Annotated in this window: 20 protein-coding genes and 1 tRNA gene; 10 read left to right on the top strand and 11 right to left on the bottom strand. The window is 58.7% G+C overall.

The window, feature by feature from the left end; all coding sequences use genetic code 11:
- Positions 1-60 precede the first annotated feature (60 nt).
- Together TRM7615_RS03365 and TRM7615_RS03360 are read left to right on the top strand one after the other, a co-directional pair.
- Positions 61-738 carry a TRAP transporter small permease gene (locus TRM7615_RS03365; protein WP_108785511.1) on the top strand — a complete coding sequence of 226 codons (678 nt, stop codon included), beginning with the start codon at positions 61-63 and terminating at the stop codon, positions 736-738.
- Positions 738-2,114, top strand: coding sequence for a TRAP transporter large permease (locus tag TRM7615_RS03360; RefSeq protein WP_108785510.1), 1,377 nt, complete (start codon positions 738-740; stop codon positions 2,112-2,114). The genes TRM7615_RS03365 and TRM7615_RS03360 overlap by 1 nt, the downstream gene beginning before the upstream one ends.
- A gap of 53 nt (positions 2,115-2,167) precedes the next feature.
- Here the strand turns inward: TRM7615_RS03360 and TRM7615_RS03355 are convergent, their stop codons facing one another.
- Both TRM7615_RS03355 and tpiA read right to left on the bottom strand, forming a co-directional pair.
- Complete coding sequence (locus TRM7615_RS03355; RefSeq protein ID WP_108785509.1) at positions 2,168-2,482, bottom strand: DnaJ family domain-containing protein; 315 nt, start codon at positions 2,480-2,482, stop codon at positions 2,168-2,170.
- Between the two features lie 75 nt (positions 2,483-2,557).
- On the bottom strand, positions 2,558-3,307 hold the full coding sequence (gene tpiA / locus TRM7615_RS03350; RefSeq protein ID WP_108785508.1) for a triose-phosphate isomerase: 750 nt from the start codon (positions 3,305-3,307) through the stop codon (positions 2,558-2,560).
- A 141-nt stretch (positions 3,308-3,448) separates the two neighbouring features.
- Here tpiA and TRM7615_RS03345 point away from each other — a divergent pair, with 141 nt between their 5' ends.
- Positions 3,449-4,366 carry an isopenicillin N synthase family dioxygenase gene (locus tag TRM7615_RS03345; RefSeq protein WP_108785507.1) on the top strand — a complete coding sequence of 306 codons (918 nt, stop codon included), beginning with the start codon at positions 3,449-3,451 and terminating at the stop codon, positions 4,364-4,366.
- 162 nt (positions 4,367-4,528) lie between these two features.
- On the opposite strand, the gene TRM7615_RS03340 is transcribed toward TRM7615_RS03345, so the two are convergent.
- The 6 genes from TRM7615_RS03340 to TRM7615_RS03320 all read right to left on the bottom strand — a co-directional run bounded on the left by TRM7615_RS03340 (position 4,529) and on the right by TRM7615_RS03320 (position 8,582).
- Positions 4,529-4,900 (bottom strand): HesB/IscA family protein, encoded by a 372-nt coding sequence (locus tag TRM7615_RS03340; protein WP_108785506.1) that lies wholly within the window; start codon positions 4,898-4,900, stop codon positions 4,529-4,531.
- A 137-nt stretch (positions 4,901-5,037) separates the two neighbouring features.
- Positions 5,038-6,267, bottom strand: a complete 1,230-nt coding sequence (locus TRM7615_RS03335) for a glycerophosphodiester phosphodiesterase family protein (protein ID WP_108785505.1) — start codon at positions 6,265-6,267, stop codon at positions 5,038-5,040.
- A 143-nt stretch (positions 6,268-6,410) separates the two neighbouring features.
- Positions 6,411-6,773 (bottom strand): SUF system Fe-S cluster assembly protein, encoded by a 363-nt coding sequence (locus tag TRM7615_RS03330; protein WP_108785504.1) that lies wholly within the window; start codon positions 6,771-6,773, stop codon positions 6,411-6,413.
- A 395-nt stretch (positions 6,774-7,168) separates the two neighbouring features.
- Entirely contained in the window at positions 7,169-7,822 is a 654-nt protein-coding gene (locus tag TRM7615_RS03325) for a TOPRIM nucleotidyl transferase/hydrolase domain-containing protein (RefSeq protein WP_108785503.1), read from the bottom strand.
- Positions 7,803-8,195 carry an AAA family ATPase gene (locus TRM7615_RS26195; protein ID WP_370739764.1) on the bottom strand — a complete coding sequence of 131 codons (393 nt, stop codon included), beginning with the start codon at positions 8,193-8,195 and terminating at the stop codon, positions 7,803-7,805. Before TRM7615_RS26195 ends, TRM7615_RS03325 begins: the two co-directional genes overlap by 20 nt.
- 156 nt (positions 8,196-8,351) lie before the next feature.
- Complete coding sequence (locus tag TRM7615_RS03320) at positions 8,352-8,582, bottom strand: hypothetical protein (protein WP_108785502.1); 231 nt, start codon at positions 8,580-8,582, stop codon at positions 8,352-8,354.
- Positions 8,583-8,719: 137 nt separating this feature from the next.
- On the opposite strand from TRM7615_RS03320, the gene TRM7615_RS03315 reads away from it, so the two are divergent.
- Entirely contained in the window at positions 8,720-9,682 is a 963-nt protein-coding gene (locus tag TRM7615_RS03315) for an ADP-ribosylglycohydrolase family protein (protein WP_108785501.1), read from the top strand.
- A gap of 349 nt (positions 9,683-10,031) precedes the next feature.
- Here the strand turns inward: TRM7615_RS03315 and TRM7615_RS03310 are convergent, their stop codons facing one another.
- The gene (locus TRM7615_RS03310) at positions 10,032-10,310 is read right to left on the bottom strand and encodes a hypothetical protein (RefSeq protein ID WP_108785976.1); all 279 of its coding nucleotides are present in this window, start codon (positions 10,308-10,310) and stop codon (positions 10,032-10,034) included.
- Positions 10,310-11,200, bottom strand: a complete 891-nt coding sequence (locus TRM7615_RS03305) for an SPFH domain-containing protein (RefSeq protein WP_108785500.1) — start codon at positions 11,198-11,200, stop codon at positions 10,310-10,312. The genes TRM7615_RS03310 and TRM7615_RS03305 overlap by 1 nt, the downstream gene beginning before the upstream one ends.
- Positions 11,201-11,366: 166 nt before the next feature.
- Here TRM7615_RS03305 and TRM7615_RS03300 point away from each other — a divergent pair, with 166 nt between their 5' ends.
- From TRM7615_RS03300 to TRM7615_RS03275, 6 genes are all read left to right on the top strand, one after another.
- A complete protein-coding gene (locus TRM7615_RS03300) occupies positions 11,367-12,278 on the top strand; it encodes a nucleoside hydrolase (protein WP_108785499.1) in 912 nt (303 codons plus the stop codon).
- A 78-nt stretch (positions 12,279-12,356) separates the two neighbouring features.
- Positions 12,357-13,487 (top strand): tRNA guanosine(34) transglycosylase Tgt, encoded by a 1,131-nt coding sequence (tgt, locus tag TRM7615_RS03295; RefSeq protein WP_108785975.1) that lies wholly within the window; start codon positions 12,357-12,359, stop codon positions 13,485-13,487.
- Between the two features lie 251 nt (positions 13,488-13,738).
- Complete coding sequence (gene lon / locus TRM7615_RS03290; protein ID WP_108785498.1) at positions 13,739-16,147, top strand: endopeptidase La; 2,409 nt, start codon at positions 13,739-13,741, stop codon at positions 16,145-16,147.
- 186 nt (positions 16,148-16,333) lie between these two features.
- Positions 16,334-16,813, top strand: coding sequence for an HU family DNA-binding protein (locus TRM7615_RS25860; protein WP_235824009.1), 480 nt, complete (start codon positions 16,334-16,336; stop codon positions 16,811-16,813).
- 19 nt (positions 16,814-16,832) lie between these two features.
- A tRNA-Val gene (locus TRM7615_RS03280) sits at positions 16,833-16,907 on the top strand.
- Positions 16,908-17,209: 302 nt separating this feature from the next.
- Complete coding sequence (locus tag TRM7615_RS03275) at positions 17,210-18,154, top strand: diguanylate cyclase (protein ID WP_108785497.1); 945 nt, start codon at positions 17,210-17,212, stop codon at positions 18,152-18,154.
- Positions 18,155-18,501: 347 nt separating this feature from the next.
- On the opposite strand, the gene TRM7615_RS03270 is transcribed toward TRM7615_RS03275, so the two are convergent.
- The coding region (locus tag TRM7615_RS03270; protein WP_165821352.1) for an integrase core domain-containing protein at positions 18,502-18,631 on the bottom strand (130 nt) is incomplete at its 5' end.

Here is an 18,631-nt window from a genome sequence, read left to right as displayed (position 1 = left end):
CGGGCCGGTTGATCGGCCCGCCTCAAACCCAAAAATCCAAAACAAAATGAGGACAGTGAGATGTCTGGTCAGACCACCGGGTCACCCGGGTTTGTCGACCGGCTTGAGGAGACCGTGATTGCGGCGCTTCTAGGGCTGATGACGATTATCACCTTCGCAAACGTCGTTGCGCGCTTTGCTTTCAACTCGAACATTCTGTGGGCGCTGGAAGCGACGGTGTTTCTGTTCGCATGGCTGGTTCTGCTGGGCGCCTCGTACGCGGTCAAGAAACACGCACACCTTGGTGTCGACGCCATTGTGAACATGCTGGCGCCAGCCGCGCGACGCGCGCTGGCCTTGATCGCGGTCGCGGCCTGCTTGATCTTCTCGCTGCTGATGCTCAAGGGCGCCTATGACTATTGGGCCGTCTTTGCGGACCTGCCGCCCACTTCGGGCCGCTGGTTCCCGACCGGGTTCGACATGAAGGCGCGCAGCCAGTCGTTCTATGAGGTGCAGGACGTGCCGATGATCGGAATGCTGCGGTTTCTCGAGGATCTGATCAACTACGGCGACGCCTATGAAAAGATGCCCAAAGTGGTGCCTTACCTGGTGTTGCCATTGTCGATGCTGCTGCTGGTTTATCGCTTTGCGCAAGCCGCGATGCAGATCTTGCGTGGCGAAACCGACCGGCTGGTCGCCAGCCACGAAGTAGAGGACGAGCTGGAAGCCGTCCGTGCTCAGCAAGGGGAGCATGAGTGATGGACGTCGTTCTTCTGTTTTCGATGGTGATCGGCCTGTTGCTGATCGGTGTGCCGATTGCGGTATCACTTGGCCTGAGTTCCACCCTGTTCCTGCTGGTCTATTCCGACAGTTCGCTGGCCTCGGTCGCGGGTACTCTGTTCGAAGCGTTCGAGGGTCACTTTACCCTTCTGGCGATCCCATTCTTCATTCTGGCCTCGTCCTTCATGACGACGGGCGGCGTAGCGCGGCGGATCATCCGCTTCTCGATCGCCTGTGTGGGTCATCTGCCCGGTGGTCTGGCAATTGCCGGTGTCTTTGCTTGTATGCTCTTTGCGGCCCTGTCCGGATCTTCTCCGGCGACGGTTGTGGCCATCGGTTCCATCGTGATCGCGGGCATGCGGCAGGTAGGCTACACCAAGGAATTTGCAGCAGGCGTCATTTGTAACGCCGGTACGCTTGGCATTCTGATCCCGCCGTCCATCGTGATGGTGGTCTATGCGGCGGCGGTCGAGGTTTCGGTTGGACGCATGTTCCTGGCGGGCATCATCCCGGGCCTGATGGCGGGCATCATGCTGATGGTGACTATCTATGTCATGGCCAAGGTCAAGAACTTGCCCAAGGGCGAATGGCAGGGCTGGGGCGAGATTTTCCAGTCGGCGCGCGATGCGGGCTGGGGTCTGTTCCTGATCGTGATCATTCTCGGCGGCATCTATGGCGGTATCTTTACCCCGACCGAGGCTGCTGCGGTGGCGGCTGTCTATGCCTTTTTCATCGCGTGCTTTGTCTACAAGGACATGGGCCCGCTATCGAATGGAGAAGATGCGCCCAAGACCGCATTGCTGCGCAAGCCAATTGCTCTGGTCACGGCCTTCTTCCACGCGGATACCAAGCACACGCTGTTCGAGGCGGGCAAACTGACCGTCACGCTGCTCTTCGTCATCGCCAACGCGTTGATCCTAAAGCACGTGCTGACGGACGAGCAGATCCCGCAGCATATCGCCAATGCGATGCTGTCGGCGGGCTTTGGTCCGGTGATGTTCCTGGTCGTGGTGAACGTGATCCTGCTGATTGGTGGTCAGTTCATGGAGCCCTCGGGTCTTTTGGTGATCGTTGCGCCGCTGGTCTTCCCGATTGCCATCGAACTGGGCATCGATCCGATCCATCTGGGCATCATCATGGTGGTGAACATGGAAATCGGGATGATCACCCCGCCGGTGGGTCTGAACCTTTTCGTGACCTCTGGCGTGGCAGGCATGCCGATGATGAGCGTTGTGCGGGCGGCCCTGCCGTTCCTGGCGGTGCTCTTCGTCTTCCTGATCATGATCACCTACATCCCATGGCTCAGCACGGTCATCCCGAACGCTGTGATGGGCCCCGAGATCATAACGAAGTAGAGGCAGATTTCGTCTTCAAAGGCGCCGGGGTTCCTCGGCGCCTTTTTTGTTGCTCAGCCGTATTTGCGCGTGGCTTCGAGTTCCAACGCATAGCGCGTCTGAAGATCGGCGAGCGTCTTCATTTCCGCCTTGCGCTCATCTGGGTCGGTCAATGTCTGAAGGCGGGCGCGGGATTGGCGGATTTGCTCGTTCAGCACAACGGCCTGAGGTTTCGCCTGATGTTCCGTCATGATGCGGTTGAGCACAGCGTCCTTGCCAAGATGCGCATCGGTCAGCGGTTTGCCGGCCCCAGGCAGGTTGTCCAGGTCTCCACGTCGGGCGGAGTTTGCAACAATCCTGTCGATCAGTGTTTCAAGCGGATGGTCCATGTCTGATGTCTCCAACGATCACATCAAACATGGTATCCGTTTGGCCTCTTACCAGAGGTGGTGTTCGTCAGTCCCTCAGGATGTCTCAAGAGCGGAGATAATTGGCGAGAAATCTGCGGTCTTCAGGCTGGCACCGCCGACCAGAGCGCCATCCACGTTTGGCACCGCAAATATTTCTGCCGCGTTAGCGGGTTTGACCGATCCGCCATAAAGCAGGCGGATCGAGCGGCCCACGCCTTCGCCAAAGCGGCGTTCCAGACGGGTGCGGATGAAGTCATGCACTTCGCCGATCTGTTCCAGCGTGGGCACTTTACCGGTGCCTATGGCCCAGATCGGTTCATAGGCGATCACCATGTTTTCGCCCGTCGCGAGATCGGGGATCGAGCCGGACATCTGACCTGCGATAATGTCGAGGGTGTTGGCTGCCTCGCGCTGTGCCAGGCTCTCGCCCAGACAGATCAAGGCCGTCAACCCGGCGTCGATGGCGGCTTTGGCCTTGGCGCGCACGTCCTCGTTTCGCTCGTCATGATCCTCGCGCCGCTCTGAATGGCCGACGATCACGGCGGTGGCGCCGGCATCCTTCAACATCTGCGCGCCGATATCGCCGGTGTGCGCGCCAGCGGCGTTGGCATGGCAGTCCTGCCCGCCGATCCGGATGCCGGTATCTTTGGTGGTCTCTGCAGCGCGGTGTATCAGGGTGGCAGGCGGGCAAATCAGGATGTCGACACCGGCGTTTGCATGGACCGTGGCCAGGCTCTCCAACTCGGTGAGGCTCGCGCTGATACCGTTCATTTTCCAATTGCCTGCCGCCAGTTTGCGCCGCATGTGATGCCCTCGCCTCAATATTCTGTGGTTCTATCCCACCCCCGATAGCATCGCCCGGGCGGGGTGACAATTCCGGTTGCTCCCGAGAAGGGCACCCGATAGAGGCCGCGTCAGGCTTTTCAAGGCGGCGGGAGGTACGCGATGCTCGAAAACCTGGATCTGCAGTTGCTCAAGGCCCGGGACGAAGCCGAGCTTGACCGGCTGTCGCAAGCTGTGCGGGGGGTTGGGTTTCTAAAGATCACCAACACAGGGATCAGCGCCGCGCGCGTGATGCAGGTGATCGAGATGTATCGCGCGTTCTTTGTCCTGCCCGAGGCCGCCAAAAGCGCGGTAGACATGGCGCACACCGGCTCCAACCGGGGTTGGGGCGGTGGGCAATCCGAGCAGGTCGATCCCAAGGCCAATCCTGACTACAAACAGGTGTTTGACTGCGGCTATGAATTGGTGCCAGACCACCCGGTCCATGCCCGAAACCTGAGCGTTTATGCGCCAAATCAGTGGCCGGACGCGCCAAAGGGGTTTCGCGAGGACATTCAGCTTTACTTCCAGGAGGCCTCAGGTGTGGCGATGGAAGTGTTGCGGGCGATTGCGCATGTGGTCGGTCAGAACGCGGCGGCCTTTGACGCGGCATTCGATCCACCGATGGCGCTGCTCAGGGGCAACTATTATCCGGAACGGCCGGCTTGGGCTGGGGCCCGGGATTTCGGGATCGCGGCCCATACCGACTATGGCTGCCTGACCCTGCTGGCCACCGACGGAGTGCCGGGGCTCGAGGTGAAGAGGGCGGATGGCACCTGGGATGCGGTGACCACGCAGCCGGGTGAGTATGTGATCAACTTTGGCGAGATGCTGGAGTTCTGGACGGCGGGGCAGGTCAAGGCCACAGAGCACCGTGTGGTGGGAAGCGCGGATGAACGCCTGTCGGTGCCGCTGTTCTTCAACCCGTCCTTTGACACCAACGTCGCCCCACCGGGATCCGGCGAGGTGATCACCGCGGGCGCGCACCTGACCCGGCGCTATGACGAGACCTATGTGCATCTGCAAAATCAGAACGCATGACATTGCTCCGCTGCGCGGCCTATCGGCCTTGCGTCCTGCGGACGGCGGGGGCCAGGCTCATGCGGGCAAAGCCCACATGAGCCTGGCCCAACGGGAGGAGATGCCCCGCCAGGGGCATTGACGACGGGCGGGAGCGCCCCGTTTCAGGAAAAGAACAGCGCGTCAGGCGTCCTGTTGCAGTTCGTCGACATCCTTGAACTTGATCGATTCACCGCAGCCGCAGGCATCCACAACATTGGGGTTGCTGAACTTGAACCCAGCCTCGAGCAACGAGACCTCATAATCGATCTGAGTGCCAAACAGGAACATCTGCGCCATTGGCGCAATCATCACGCGTGCGCCGTCCTGCTCGACCACTTCGTCCAGCGGATCGGTTTCTGTCACATATTCCATGGTGTATTCCATGCCCGCACAGCCGCCCTTCTTGACGCCGATGCGCAGGCCCGAGTGGCCATCCTTGGCCATGAGCTTTGCGATCTGGGCCGCCGCCTTGGGTGTCATCGTGACAGCCTGTTTGCCGGGAATGCCGAACATGTTGATCTCCGTTTGCGCGTTGTCCCTAATCTAGGACGGCCTCGCTCTGGGCTCAAGGGGCAGCGGTTCAACAAAAAAGGAACCGTTCCCTGGGGGGCGGGAACGGTTCCGGTGACGGGCCTGATGGGGGTGGGGGATCAGAGGCCCATGCAATTGGCGTAATAGGTCACCGTGGCGGGCCAATCCGAAAACACGCCATCGACGCCCACGTCCTGTGCCAGTGCATCCAGGACCTGGAGATACATGGCATCGTTGTTGGTCAGGTCCTTGACCGACTGAAAGTACCACCCGCCGCCATTTGCCAGCGGGCCAGACCGTTCCAGGGTCCAAGTGATGATCTTCAGATCGGCCTCCTTGGCGGCCTTGGCCCAGGCCGAGGGCACCATCTTGCCGCCCTCTACACTCAGCAGCATCCACAGAGGTGGCGCGATGTAGTTGACGCCTTTTGCCTTTAACGCGGCGAAGTCATGCAGAAAGGTTGCTGGATCGGTATGGTCAAACCCCTTGACCCGGTAAGAGGCATCCAGGAACACCGCCTGTTTGCCAAATTCCGGTTCATTTTCAATCCAATACAACACGTCCTCAAGGTTGAAAGACTGCGCCCAGACGTCCTCGGCTGGCACACCGGCGACCTTATATTCGTCGATCATCTTCTGCGCATAATCAGCCTGAGTGAAGCCGTCATGAGGCATCTCGACGACGGGCGATTTCAGCTCGGGGGTGAACTTGGCGCCCAGATCGCGGAACAGCGCGATGGATTCGGCATGGGTCATGCTGCGTGCGCCATCGGTGTAAAGCGTGGTCCGCCAAGGTGCGACGCCGCCCTGATAGTCCTCTGCCGTGGTCGCGGTCTTGTCAGCGCTGTCCATCTTGGGTTTGAGGGTGCGAAACTGCTGCAGCGTCAACTCGGACGTCCGGCACTCGGCGGTTGCGGGCGTGCTGTCAGAGGCGGGCGAGAACGGTACGGTGCAGGTCTCGGACAGATCGCTGGTCAGGATGTTTGTGGTGGTGTGCAGATCGTTTTGGGCGTGGCGGCAGACCAGCTCGTGATCCTTGGTGAAAGTCACATCGCATTCCAGGATGCCGGCCCCCATGCGGGCGGCAGCGATGTTCGATTCTACTGTGTGCTCGGGGTAGAGCAGCGGCGCGCCTCGGTGGCCAATCGAAAACAGGCTGCGCTTGGGGGCTTGGCCTTCGCAGGACTGTAGCTTGGTCTTTAGCGCACCCTCAGGGAGCTTGTCGACCAGGTAGGCGGGGCGGTCGCCATAGCTGAGGGCGGGTTCACCCACATGAGGTTGGTCGCCGCCAACGGCAAGGGCGACGGTGGGGCACAGCAGCAATGCGGCGCAGGCCAGGGTGTGGCGCATGGGGTCATCTCCGACGGTCATTGATGGTCAAGACCTTGCTCGGCAAGTATGACAGCGATCCGTCGGAAAGGTAACGGGCGCACAAAGGTTTTGTGACAGCCCGTTGATTTCTGTGGATAAATTCGGGTGTACCCTAATGCGGTTTACATGAAGCCCAGTTCCAACCGGGCCTCGTCCGACATCATTTCCATCCCCCAGGGCGGCTCCCAGGTGAGCTCGACGTCGACTTGTTTGACACCGGGCAGCGGGTCAACGGCATCTGCAACCCAACCGGGCATTTCACCGGCGACAGGGCATCCAGGCGCGGTCAGTGTCATGATCACCCGGACCTCGTTTTCGGCATTGATATCAATGGTATAGATTAGGCCAAGTTCATAAATGTTGACCGGAATCTCCGGGTCATAAACACTCCGGCAGGCATCCACCACGGCGTCATAGAGCGGGTGGCTGACAGAGGACGGCGCAATCAGCGGTGCGCCTTCCATGGGTTCGGTCGAATGGGTCATCAGGGCCTCGATCTGCTTCCTGAGTGATTATATAGGGAAAGCACTATGGGCCGTCCAGAGGTCGCGTGTTTTATGCCGCAGGTGCAAAGGAATGGGCGAAACCCGAGGTGCACAACGCTTGCACTACCCGTGCACCGACAAAATGCGCTGCGCTGCTGCATGAAGCGGGCCTATTGAGGGGGAATCATCCCTTTGCGGGTAGGGTTGGTCAGCCACGCGTTGCAAGCGGCGATAAAGTCCCAGACGTCGCCGTGCGCGGGGTGGATATAGTCTGGGGAGGTCGGATCGCTTCCCATTTTGCCAAAGATCTGACGGAGCCAGGAATGTTTGGAACGCGGTATGTCGAGAGTACTCAGCCATGCCTCGACTTCTCCATTCGGAACGACGAAGAGGCCCTAGGTGGCGAGTTGAGAGAACAAGGAGTCAGCGGCTTCTTTGTTCTGGCCCGACAGTAGAGCAGTGCCACCCTCGGTTTTGTACCCCTTTTTGTCGGGGTTAGTGCTGGCGTTCTTCAGGTGGTCAAAGGTTGTCTTGTGCAGCGACTCGAATGGTAATCGCAGGGCACTTGGAACCCCAATTCCCTCCATTTGATTGACCCATGGCGTGCGGCCTTCCGCAACAACGTCCAAGTCGACGATCCCGGCTGCAGGAACGCCCATTTTACGCAACAGGCCGACGATGCGTGGTACCGTCTGCTTGTTCTGCGCATTGAGGAAAACAGCGTTCTCGACCCCTCGGCCTTTGCCTTCCGTCAATAGGCGGGTGTTGATCTCTTGGTAAAAGGCGCGATCGGTGTCGGCTTCGGTTACAACGACGGATTGGGCAAAGAGGCCAGACAAAACGTTTGCGGATCGCAAGAGGGGGGCGGTCATGAACTGTTTCAGATCATCGCTGTCAAGCATGCAAGCGGTAGCGACGCCGTCTTGATATTGCAAGCGGACAATTCGGACTGAGACGCCGGATTCAACGGCGCCCATCAGGAAATCGGCGCTGTGGGTGGCGACATAGATGTTCCGCGCTCGAGCCTGCTCAGCAATTTGCTTGCCCAAGGCGCGCGAGAGGTGGATGCAGAAAAGCCTCGGGTTCGTCGATCAGTACCACTTTGTAAGGGCCGGAATAGAGTGCGCCCAATATCCCTGTGTAAGCTCTGCATCCATCGCTGACCTCTTTGTCGCGGAGAGTTTCACTTAGAAACGTACGTTGGTCATCGTTAGTTGATCGCTCAGCCGAAGGGTTTGGCTGTTTTCGAGAAAACGCCAGTTCGAGAGACCCGTATGAGGTCAAGTTGTCTATTACGGGATAGATTTTGAGGCCTGAGAATACCGCGCACTGAAAAGCGGTGCGATCCTCGTCATTTACGTGAAGCCGGGACAGAGGACCTGTAGGGTGCAAAAGGTTTGCGTTTCGCTTTTGTTGAAGCATGTGCAATCGATTGGAGCCACCCATCCAAAGAAAGCGACTGCGGCGAAAACTAAGGCCACCGTGATCCCAGTTTGCAGAAAGGTTTCTGAACCAGTTTTCTTTACTCGTTTGTTGGTTCTCCAGTGGGATCGTTTCGTCGTCTTTCTTACCAATGAACTACGGGTGGTCATCGAACATTGCCTGATTGAACGCGCTGATTTCCAGTGTCTTCAAGGCAGAACGATTGCTTCGCCGTTCGCTTGTAAAACTCTCCGATATCTCCTGCAAAAGCGCACTTTTACCTGAGTTGTTCGGCCCGACAAAGATCGTCACTCCGGGGCTTTCGGTCCATTTGATGGGGTCTGCTTTCGGCGTGGGGCCGCAGGTGAGTTCAATGCTTTCGATCATGCGTTGGTCCTGAAAATTGACTTGTCGAAAGTGTTGCTGATGAAAGCGTGCTTGTGCAGCTCAGGGTTTAGTTGAACTCTTGCGAGGGGCTTGTGTGCTCTCTAGGTGTTTGGGGCAAAGCACAGGAGGGTTGCGGTATGGCTGAGCGGCACGAACGGGCGCGGGCGATGATTTGGGGCGCGCTGGTGGCGGATGCGGCTTCGATGGGATTGCATTGGCTTTATGATCAGGCGCGAATTGCTGCAGTTGCCGGAGAGCGGCCAGAGTTTCATGGGCCGGATGCCGCGGATTTTGAGGGCGCCAAGGGGTATTTCGCTCATGGCGGTCGGACCAGGGGCATGCAATCGCAGTATGGCGAGCAGATGTTGGTGATGTTGCGGTCTTTGGCAGCCACCGGGATCTATGACAAAGCGGCCTATGAGGCCACGTTTCGGGCGCATTTTGGGTATGGCGGGGCTTATGTGGGCTATGTCGATCGGGCCACGCGGGACACGCTTGACAATCTGGCTCAGGCCGAGCGCACGGGTGGGGTCGAGGCCGCGGCGTTCTATGGCTCAGACGACACGCAACTGCCTGCGGTCGCCAAACTGCCGCCGCTGGTCGCGGCTGGACAGGTGGATGAGGCCGTGTCGGCCATTCGGGTGACCAACAATTCGGATCACGCAGAGGCGTATGGCCGGGTCGTGGCGGCGATGCTGCAGGCGGCGGTCCAGGGCGCGGCGCCTGCCCAGGTGGTTCAGGCGGGTCAAACTGCGGCCACGCCAGAGATTGCCGAGGGGCTGGCGCGAGCGGTTCAGGCGACGGATCAGAGCGTGCCTGCGTTCACGGCCCAGGTGGGGATGGCGTGTGAGTTGGCCTTTGGCGTTCCGAGTGTGATGCATTCCCTATTGGTTACAGGCAGCTATGCCGAGGCGGTGCGGCAGAACATTCTGGCAGGCGGCGACAGCTGTGGACGAGCCATTGTACTGGGAGCGATCCTGGGGGCCTGCTATGGAATGGGCGGAGACCGAGGGATACCTGTTGAATGGGTCGAAGCTCTGACACAGCGGGATGAGGTGCAGGGGCTGATGGATGTATGCCCGGGCACAGGCAATGGGTGAGTGGATGGGAGTAGGCGGGTCCGGATGGCATGGGGAATGGAGCCAACACGCAACTTTGGGCTTTTTTTTCTGAACCGGGATTTTGTGGGGTGGGACGAAACAACCGTGAGCCGGTTCCTTGACGAAAAGTCGGATGAAAGGGGTACTCCCGCCCGTCGTCAATTTTTCTGACGAAAAACCTCCTCCCGTTGGGCCGGGCCTCGCGGCGCCCGGCCCAAGGCCGTTCGCTGAGCTGACGCAGTCAGGTTGGCGCGGGCGCGGGAGTACCCCGGGAGTTTATTGAAGAGGCAGGGGGGGAAGTAAAAGGGCCGCCCAAATGGACGGCCCGCAGGCCAGATGGCAAAAGGGGTCACCCGTTGATGTCATCCTCGAAGTGTTTCACCTGACCGGTGCGCAGGGCAAAGCTGCGGCGCAGGATCAGCCAGGCGGCCAGGGAAAGTGCGGCAAAGATCAAGGCGAGGATGGGGATGGTCCACCCTATGCCGGGCAGGATCAGTAGCAAGAGTCCGGTGAGGGCTGCGCCGATGGCGAAGCCCAGAAAGATGAAACCGGGCGCCAGCACCTCGATGATCGCGAGTGCCAGCGCGGCGGCCATCCAGACCCACCAGACGGACCAGAGATCGGTCATCATTTTCCCCCTTTCAGCATCTTGAAGGCGTCGCCAAACGCCTCGATCGCGTTGGCGGGCAGGACGATGGTCTGTTTGCCGCTGCCATTGCCGAGCGCGTTGAGCGATTCCACCTGCTTCAGGGCGACCTGATATTGCGCCGCCTCGATGCCGTTTTCGGAGATGGCCTTGGCGACGACTTGCGTTGCATAGGCTTCGGCGTCCGCCTGAATACGGCGGGCCTTGGCGGTTTGTTCGGCCGCATAAAGCTCGGCGTCGGCTTGCAGTTCGACCGAGCGTTTCATGCCCTCGGCCTCGGTCACTTGCGCGCGGCGGGCGCGCTCGGCGTTGAGCTGTTGCAGCATGGCGTCGCGGGTGGCCTGGTCGAGGTTCACGTCCAAGATCTCGGCGCGGGTCACTTCGATGCCCCAATCGTCGACGGCGGTTTCGACCGAGTGTTGGATCTGCCCGATCAGTTGGGCGCGGTTCGACTGTACCTCGTCCAGGTCCATCTTGCCGATCTCGGCGCGCACGATACCGGCCACGGTGGTGGCGATGGCACCATCGACGTCGCGGATGCGGTAGACGGTCTTTTCCGGCTCAAGGATGCGATAGAACACGGATGTGTCGATCTGCACTAGCACGTTGTCCTTGGTAATGGCGTCTTGCGTCGCGTTGGGCAGCTGGCGTTCCAGGATCGAGATCTTGTGACGGGCCACATCCAGGAATGGCACGATGAAGTTGATGCCGGGTCCAAGCACCGAGTGCAGGCGGCCGAAGCGTTCGACAACGTATTTTTCGGACTGCGGCACGATCTTAATGCCTTTTAGGATGACCACCACGATAAAGATGGCGCCCAGCACCAGAACGATGTTCTGCGTGATCAAGCCAAGGATCTGGTCTTCGGTCATAGCTGCTCCTTAAGTTATTGGTGTACAATGGTATACATTTGGGGGTTGAGTCGCCCATTTTCAAGACAGGTATGAGGGGAATGACCCGGCTGACAAGGGGAATTGACCTGTGCGTTGGCAGCCAACGGGGCTGGTGTGGCCGTGTTGATGGGCGTAAAGGGCGCGCATGAAACTGATTATCGACACCGATCCCGGCATTGATGATGCCATGGCGATTGCCTATGCCCATGCGGCCCCTGACATTGACCTGCTGGGTCTGACCACGGTGTTCGGCAACACCCATGTAGCACAATCGAGTCGAAATGCCCGCTATCTGCTGAACCTGTTGGGGGCAGAGCTGCCTGTGGCGACGGGGGCGGCCTTGCCTTATGGCGCCGAAACCTATCGGCCCTCGGCTTACGTACATGGGGACGAGGGGTTTGGGCATTTCACGGATGTGCCACAGATCGGATCGGATCATCATTTGCCTGCCGCCGCGTATCTGGTCGAAATGGCCCGCGCGCATCGTGGCGACCTGTCGGTCTGTGCGATTGGGCCTCTGACAAACATAGCCGATGCGATCCGTCTGGATTCTGAGTTCCTCGGGAACTTGGCGCAGTTGGTGATCATGGGCGGGGCGGTGTTCTGTCCGGGCAACATCACCGCGCATGCCGAAGCCAACATCTATCATGATCCCCAGGCGGCGGCCGAGGTTCTGAACGCGGAGGGCAATATTGTTCTGGTGGGGCTCGATGTGACGTTGCAGACGCTCTATCAGGCCCAGGATTTTGACGCTTTGGCCCAGGTGTCCAAGGCCACGGGAGGGTTCTTGCAGGAAATCTCGCGATTCTATCTGGAGTTCTACCAGAACGTCGCCGGAGAGGATGGCTGTGGCCTGCATGATTCAACAGCGGTCATTGCCTGCACCCATCCGCATTTGTTCGAAATGACCGAGACGGGCGTACAGGTTGATGTGATCGGCGATGCCGTTGGCGCGACGCGGGCCGTGGACGTTGGGGCCAAGGTACGCGTGTGCCGAGACATCGATGGTCCGGCCGTTGTGGACTTGTTTACCGCGCAGGTGGCCAGCCTGCCTTGATCGCTTGCATTGACAGGGGCGATGGGGCAAACCCTGCTGGCTGAGCGTATCTGCCTGCAATAGCTCTAAGGACCCATGATGACCGAGCGTTTTTCATTCGAGTTGAAAGCCACTGATGGCAAGGCTCGCACCGGCGTGATCAACACGCCGCGCGGTGAAATCCGCACGCCGGCCTTCATGCCGGTGGGGACGGCGGCCACGGTCAAGGCGATGATGCCGGAAAGCGTGCGGGCCACGGGTGCGGACATTCTGCTGGGCAATACTTATCACCTGATGCTGCGGCCCACGGCCGAGCGGATCGACCGGCTGGGCGGTTTGCACAAGTTCATGAACTGGGACCGACCGATCTTGACAGACAGCGGCGGGTTTCAGGTTATGTCGCTGGCGGGGCTGCGCAAGTTGACCGAGAAGGGCGTGACCTTCAAGAGCCACATAGACGGGTCCAAGCATGAGCTGACGCCTGAACGTTCGATGGAAATTCAGAAGCTTTTGGGCAGTGATATTGTCATGTGTTTTGACGAATGCCCTGCCTTGCCGGCAGACCGCGACCGGATTGCCGAGAGCATGCGCCTGTCGATGCGCTGGGCCGCTCGCTCGAAAGAGGCGTTTGGCGATCGGCCCGGTCATGCCCTGTTCGGTATTCAGCAGGGTGGACTGGAGGCGGATTTCCGCGAAGAGAGTGCGGAGGCTCTGAAGGAAATCGGGTTTGATGGCTATGCCGTCGGTGGGCTGGCTGTGGGCGAAGGGCAGGAGGCCATGTTTGGCTGTCTGGACCATGCACCAGATCATCTGCCCAAGGACAAGCCGCGGTACCTGATGGGGGTCGGCAAGCCCGACGACATCGTGGGCGCGGTGGCCCGCGGCATAGACATGATGGACTGCGTGTTGCCGTCACGCTCGGGCCGGACGGGGCAGGTGTTCACCCGGCGTGGCGTGGTCAACATCAAGAACGCACGTCATGCGGATGATCCGCGACCTCTGGATGAGGCGTGTTCGTGCCCGGCGTGTTCGAATTATTCCCGTGCCTATCTGCATCATGTGTATCGCTCGAACGAGATGATCTCGGGCATGCTACTGACCTGGCACAATCTGCATTATTTTCAGGAGATCATGCAGGGTATGCGTGATGCGATTGGTGCCGGAACATTTGAGGACTGGCAGGCCGAATTCCATGCGCAGCGGGCGCAGGGGGATATTGAGCCATTGTGACTTGGGGACGGCGGGACGTCGCTCGTGCAAGCACATCGCCCCGCCCACCGTCCCGTTTCATTGAAAATTCACCTTTGGGTCATTCGTGCCTTGCGGCCCGTTGCCTGGCGGGTCATTGTCTTGGTCACGAATTGAACCGTGAGGTTGAAATGGGGGGCAGATCGCCCCACCTAATCAATCCATGACCGGAGATGGCCGAGTGTTGCCTGTATCAGGGACCGGTGCCGTCTTGCCAACGATAAGGAAAGAGCATGCAAGAGCCTCTCAACTCCTCTTACCCCGTTCTGCCGCTGCGCGACATTGTCGTGTTTCCGCATATGATCGTGCCCCTGTTTGTGGGCCGCGAGAAATCGGTGCGCGCACTGGAAGAGGTGATGCAGGACGACAAGCAGATCCTGCTGTCGAGCCAGATCGACCCCTCGGTCGACGACCCTGAACAGGACGGGATTTTCAAGGCCGGTGTCCTCGCCAATGTTTTGCAACTGCTGAAGCTGCCCGATGGCACCGTCAAGGTGCTGGTCGAAGGTCAGGCGCGGGTGCGGATTACCGATTTCCTGGAAAATGACAACTTTTTCGAGGCCCGCGCCGAGTATCTGACCGAGATGCCGGGCGATGTGACCACCACCGAGGCACTGTTGCGTTCGGTGGGTGATGAATTCGAGCGCTATGCCAAGGTGCGCAAAAACATCCCCGAAGAAGCCCTTGCCGCCGTCGGCGAGGCCACGGAGCCCGCCAAGCTGGCCGATCTGGTGTCGGGCCATTTGGGGCTGGAAGTGGAGCAGAAGCAAGAGCTGCTGGAGACGCTTTCCGTCAGCGAGCGGCTGGAAAAAGTCTATGGCCTGATGCAGGGCGAAATGTCGGTTCTGCAGGTCGAGAAAAAGATCAAAACCCGCGTCAAATCCCAGATGGAGAAGACGCAGCGCGAATATTATCTGAATGAGCAGATGAAGGCCATTCAGAAGGAGCTGGGCGATGGCGAGGACGGTGGCAACGAAGTTGCCGAGCTGGAAGCCAAAATCGCCGAGACCAAGCTGAGCAAAGAGGCTCGCGAAAAGGCTGATGCCGAGCTGAAGAAGCTGAAAAACATGTCGCCCATGTCGGCCGAAGCCACGGTGGTGCGCAACTATCTGGACTGGATGCTGTCGATCCCGTGGGGCACCAAATCCCGCGTGAAAAAGGACTTGGTCCGGGCTCAGGATATTCTGGACGCCGACCATTATGGTCTGGAGAAGGTCAAGGAGCGCATTGTCGAGTACCTTGCGGTGCAACAGCGCTCAAAGAAGCTCAAAGGGCCGATCCTGTGCCTTGTGGGCCCTCCGGGTGTGGGCAAGACCTCGCTTGGCAAGTCTGTTGCCAGGGCGACGGGGCGCGAGTTCATTCGCATTTCCTTGGGTGGCGTGCGTGACGAGAGTGAGATCCGCGGTCACCGTCGGACTTACATCGGCTCGATGCCCGGCAAGATCATCCAGGCTTTGAAAAAGGCCAAGACCACGAACCCGCTGATCCTGCTGGATGAGATCGACAAGATGGGGCAGGACTTCCGGGGTGATCCGGCGTCGGCGATGCTCGAAGTGCTGGATCCGGAACAGAACAACACGTTCATGGATCACTATCTTGAGGTCGAATATGACCTTTCGAACGTGATGTTCCTGACCACATCCAACAGCTACAACATGCCCGGGCCGCTGCTCGACCGAATGGAGATCATTCCGCTGTCGGGTTACACCGAGGATGAAAAGCGTGAGATCGCCAAGCAGCATTTGATCGGCAAACAGGTCAAGAACCACGGTCTGAAGGCCAAGGAATTTGAGCTGACCGACGAGGCGCTGACCGAGATCATCCGCACCTATACCCGCGAGGCGGGCGTGCGGAACCTGGAGCGTGAGATCGCCAAGGTGGCGCGGAAATCGCTGACCAAGATCGTCAAGAAAGAGGCTGAAGAAGTCACGGTAACTGCTGAAAATCTTGACGATTTCCTGGGCGTGAAGAAGTTCCGCTATGGTCTGGCCGAGAAAGAGGATCAGGTGGGTGTTGTCACCGGTCTGGCCTATACCTCGGTTGGTGGTGAATTGCTGAGCATCGAGGCGCTGCGCCTGCCGGGCAAGGGTCGGATGAAGACCACCGGCAAGCTGGGCGATGTGATGAAGGAGTCGATCGAGGCGGCGTCAAGCTATGTGCGCTCGATCAGCCCGCAGATCGGCGTCAAGCCACCACAGTTCGACAAACTGGACATCCACGTCCACGTGCCCGATGGTGCCACGCCCAAGGACGGGCCAAGCGCCGGTCTGGCCATGGTCACGGCCATCGTGTCGGTGCTGACCGGCATTCCGGTGCGCAAGGACATCGCCATGACGGGTGAGGTCACGCTGCGGGGTAATGCAAGCGCCATCGGTGGGCTGAAAGAAAAGCTGCTGGCAGCCCTGCGGGGCGGCGTCAAGACGGTGCTGATCCCGCAAGAGAACGAAAAGGATCTGCCCGAGATCCCGGACAATGTGAAAGAGGGGCTGGAGATCATTCCGGTCAGCCATGTGTCCGAAGTTCTGAAACACGCGCTGACGGCCGAGCCGGAGCCCATCGATTGGGACGAGGCCGCCGAAGAGGCTGCCGCCGCCAAAGCGTCGATCATCAGCGGTGACGGTGCCTCGGCCACGGCGCACTGACCGGCGTGAAAGGTTTGGCAAGGGGCGGGTCTACACGGTCCGCCCTTTTTCGTTGGTGTCATTTTGAACAGCGCTCTGGGGCCGATATGTGACGGATTGGAAACTTTCGCCTATGTTTTCTGGTTTTTAAGGGTTTTTGTCGCTATGCTGGCAACAGAAAATAAAAACGCAGGTATGAGGCATCCCATGGCTAAGAGCACCACAACAACCACGCGCACGCCGCGCAAAACGCCCGCGCGCCGTACCCCGACCAAGGCTGCAACCCCCAAAACCACAACCACCAAATCGGGCGCCCCCAAGGCCCCAGTCACCGAGACGGCGTCTGTTGCAGAAACGGAATTGCCCAAGGTCATCAAGCCCACCGCCGCTGATGTCGAGGTGCCCTCCATCGATGGCCCCGAGATGAAAAAGCGCGAGCTGATCGACCTGGTGGTGGACAGAGCCGGTATCAAGAAAAAAGACGCAAAACCGGCGATCGAAGCCGCCTTGGCCGTTTTGGGCGAAGCGATTGCGTCGGGGCGCGAATTGAACCTGCAACCGCTGGGCAAACTGCGCATCAACCGGGTTGAAGAGAAGGACAATGGCCGCGTGATCGTGTGCAAACTGCGCCAGAGCAATTCGACCGGTCCGGACGAAAAAGAACCTCTTGCAGAGGCGGCGGAGTAGGGTTAAACCCCCGCCCAATGGGTGATTAGCTCAGTGGTAGAGCGCTTCGTTCACATCGAAGATGTCAGGAGTTCAAATCTCTTATCACCCACCATCCTATCTCTTTGGTGTCTAAAAAAACCTTGTAATACAGCGGTATTGATCCGTTCCAAGGGTGAAGCTTCGGTTGCAAATGGGTATGGGCATGGCTGGTAAAGTCATGCACTTGATCAATCGAAAGTGGCGGTATTGCGCCCGGCTGGTGGTGGCGCAAGACCTTGGCGGATTCGTCGGAAAGACGGAACTGTGCTTGCCGCTGCCTCTGTTCGACACATCCTCTGTTCTCACCCCGAGCGTCTTCAGCTGTAGTTTACGGTTTCCCGCTATCCTGCCTCCTGGGTTAGCTAGGAGTGGAACGTGAAAGTCGAAACATTATTGCTGTCTAAGAGATCAACTGACGTTAAGGGCGTCGGTCCTGATTTCACATTGAGGGACACCGCTCAGCTTTTACTTGAGCACAAACTTGGCGCCTTGGTTGTTACCGATGACGACAACGAGATGATTGGAATAGTCTCTGAGCGGGATTTGGTCCCAGTTGTCGCCAGCACGGATCCGTTGGCGGGGGAACAACTTGTCTCGGAGGTGATGACCAAATCGGTCGTTTCTTGCAGCCCCGAGGACGAGGTAGCTTTTGTGCTGCGGTTGATGAACGACCATTCGTTCCGGCACATGCCAGTACTTGAGGACAAGAAGCTTGTTGGAATACTGAGCATCCGCGAATTAACAAAGGCTTATGATCTTCTGCAGATCGAAGCGAACACCGACCCTCTGACCCAAGTTTCAAACCGCAGGCCATTTCTGAAAACGCTTGAGGCGAATTTTCAGAGGGCCGTCGAAATTGGGCAGCCACTTTCCGTTGCGATGCTGGACGTGGACCATTTCAAACGCATCAATGACACCTATGGCCACGATGCGGGGGACAAGGTTCTGCAACAGTTGTCCAGGATGCTGATCAGAGAGTTCCGAACAATTGACCTTGTTGGTCGGCTCGGCGGTGAGGAGTTTGCTCTTGTCTTCCCTGAAACCGATCTTTCCGGTGCTTTCATCGCGTGCGAGCGCCTGCGCAAAAACGTTATGCAGCAGGAAATCAAAGCAGATGCCCACAGGATACACCTGACGGTGAGTATCGGGCTGTCGGCACTCGGCGCAGTTTCTGTCGATGGGGCATCTCTGCTTAAGCAGGCGGATGAGCTGCTTTACATGGCGAAACACAAGGGGCGAAATCAGGTTGTTGTTGCTGGCAATCTTGAGATCCCAAGTGTTTCCAAAACGCGACATTCGTGTGCCGTAGAAAGCGAGTAGCTGAGCAGGCAACAAGAGAGGGAAGAACTGAGCCGTCCGGATTGCGGGTTTACGAGTGGTTGAACCCTCGCAGCGTCGCGACCAGGTAACTTGGCTCATTGCAACGACGCTTGGTGGGTTCAGTGAATGTTCGGATGGGTCCCTTCTCCTCTAATGCAACTGTCTTGAAAAAGAAGGTTCCCTTGCCGATTTGCGGCAAGGGAACTGGATTTTGAGAGCCCCCCAAACCATTGTAAGCCAACGAGCTGGTCAAAACTTTTGTGGGGCAGGTGAGGGCAATCACCAAAAAGTTGCCTAATCGATCTTGTGGTGCTGATCAGCCCCACCTGAGTGGTCCGGTTTGATTGTTAGTGCATGATTGGCCTTTGGTCCATCTGGACGATGGTTTCGGGCGCTGGCGGGCGATAACCTAGGGCACTATGTGGACGTTTCGTGTTGTAGTTTTTTCTCCATTGTTCGATCAGGATTTGTGCTTCG

This window comes from Falsiruegeria mediterranea M17 (assembly GCF_900302455.1).
Taxonomy (GTDB): Bacteria; Pseudomonadota; Alphaproteobacteria; order Rhodobacterales; family Rhodobacteraceae; genus Falsiruegeria; species Falsiruegeria mediterranea.
This window is presented reverse-complemented; position numbering and strand designations above follow the sequence as displayed.

What these genes read in the sequence shown, in the direction of transcription:
- TRM7615_RS03365 (WP_108785511.1), top strand. Translation starts at nt 61, where the DNA reads ATGTCTGGTCAGACCACCGGGTCACCCGGGTTTGTCGACCGGCTTGAG.
- TRM7615_RS03360 (WP_108785510.1), top strand. Translation starts at nt 738, where the DNA reads ATGGACGTCGTTCTTCTGTTTTCGATGGTGATCGGCCTGTTGCTGATC.
- TRM7615_RS03355 (WP_108785509.1), bottom strand. Translation starts at nt 2,482, where the DNA reads ATGGACCATCCGCTTGAAACACTGATCGACAGGATTGTTGCAAACTCC.
- tpiA (WP_108785508.1), bottom strand. Translation starts at nt 3,307, where the DNA reads ATGCGGCGCAAACTGGCGGCAGGCAATTGGAAAATGAACGGTATCAGC.
- TRM7615_RS03345 (WP_108785507.1), top strand. Translation starts at nt 3,449, where the DNA reads ATGCTCGAAAACCTGGATCTGCAGTTGCTCAAGGCCCGGGACGAAGCC.
- TRM7615_RS03340 (WP_108785506.1), bottom strand. Translation starts at nt 4,900, where the DNA reads ATGTTCGGCATTCCCGGCAAACAGGCTGTCACGATGACACCCAAGGCG.
- TRM7615_RS03335 (WP_108785505.1), bottom strand. Translation starts at nt 6,267, where the DNA reads ATGCGCCACACCCTGGCCTGCGCCGCATTGCTGCTGTGCCCCACCGTC.
- TRM7615_RS03330 (WP_108785504.1), bottom strand. Translation starts at nt 6,773, where the DNA reads ATGACCCATTCGACCGAACCCATGGAAGGCGCACCGCTGATTGCGCCG.
- TRM7615_RS26195 (WP_370739764.1), bottom strand. Translation starts at nt 8,195, where the DNA reads ATGCTTCAACAAAAGCGAAACGCAAACCTTTTGCACCCTACAGGTCCT.
- TRM7615_RS03320 (WP_108785502.1), bottom strand. Translation starts at nt 8,582, where the DNA reads ATGATCGAAAGCATTGAACTCACCTGCGGCCCCACGCCGAAAGCAGAC.
- TRM7615_RS03315 (WP_108785501.1), top strand. Translation starts at nt 8,720, where the DNA reads ATGGCTGAGCGGCACGAACGGGCGCGGGCGATGATTTGGGGCGCGCTG.
- TRM7615_RS03310 (WP_108785976.1), bottom strand. Translation starts at nt 10,310, where the DNA reads ATGACCGATCTCTGGTCCGTCTGGTGGGTCTGGATGGCCGCCGCGCTG.
- TRM7615_RS03305 (WP_108785500.1), bottom strand. Translation starts at nt 11,200, where the DNA reads ATGACCGAAGACCAGATCCTTGGCTTGATCACGCAGAACATCGTTCTG.
- TRM7615_RS03300 (WP_108785499.1), top strand. Translation starts at nt 11,367, where the DNA reads ATGAAACTGATTATCGACACCGATCCCGGCATTGATGATGCCATGGCG.
- tgt (WP_108785975.1), top strand. Translation starts at nt 12,357, where the DNA reads ATGACCGAGCGTTTTTCATTCGAGTTGAAAGCCACTGATGGCAAGGCT.
- lon (WP_108785498.1), top strand. Translation starts at nt 13,739, where the DNA reads ATGCAAGAGCCTCTCAACTCCTCTTACCCCGTTCTGCCGCTGCGCGAC.
- TRM7615_RS25860 (WP_235824009.1), top strand. Translation starts at nt 16,334, where the DNA reads ATGGCTAAGAGCACCACAACAACCACGCGCACGCCGCGCAAAACGCCC.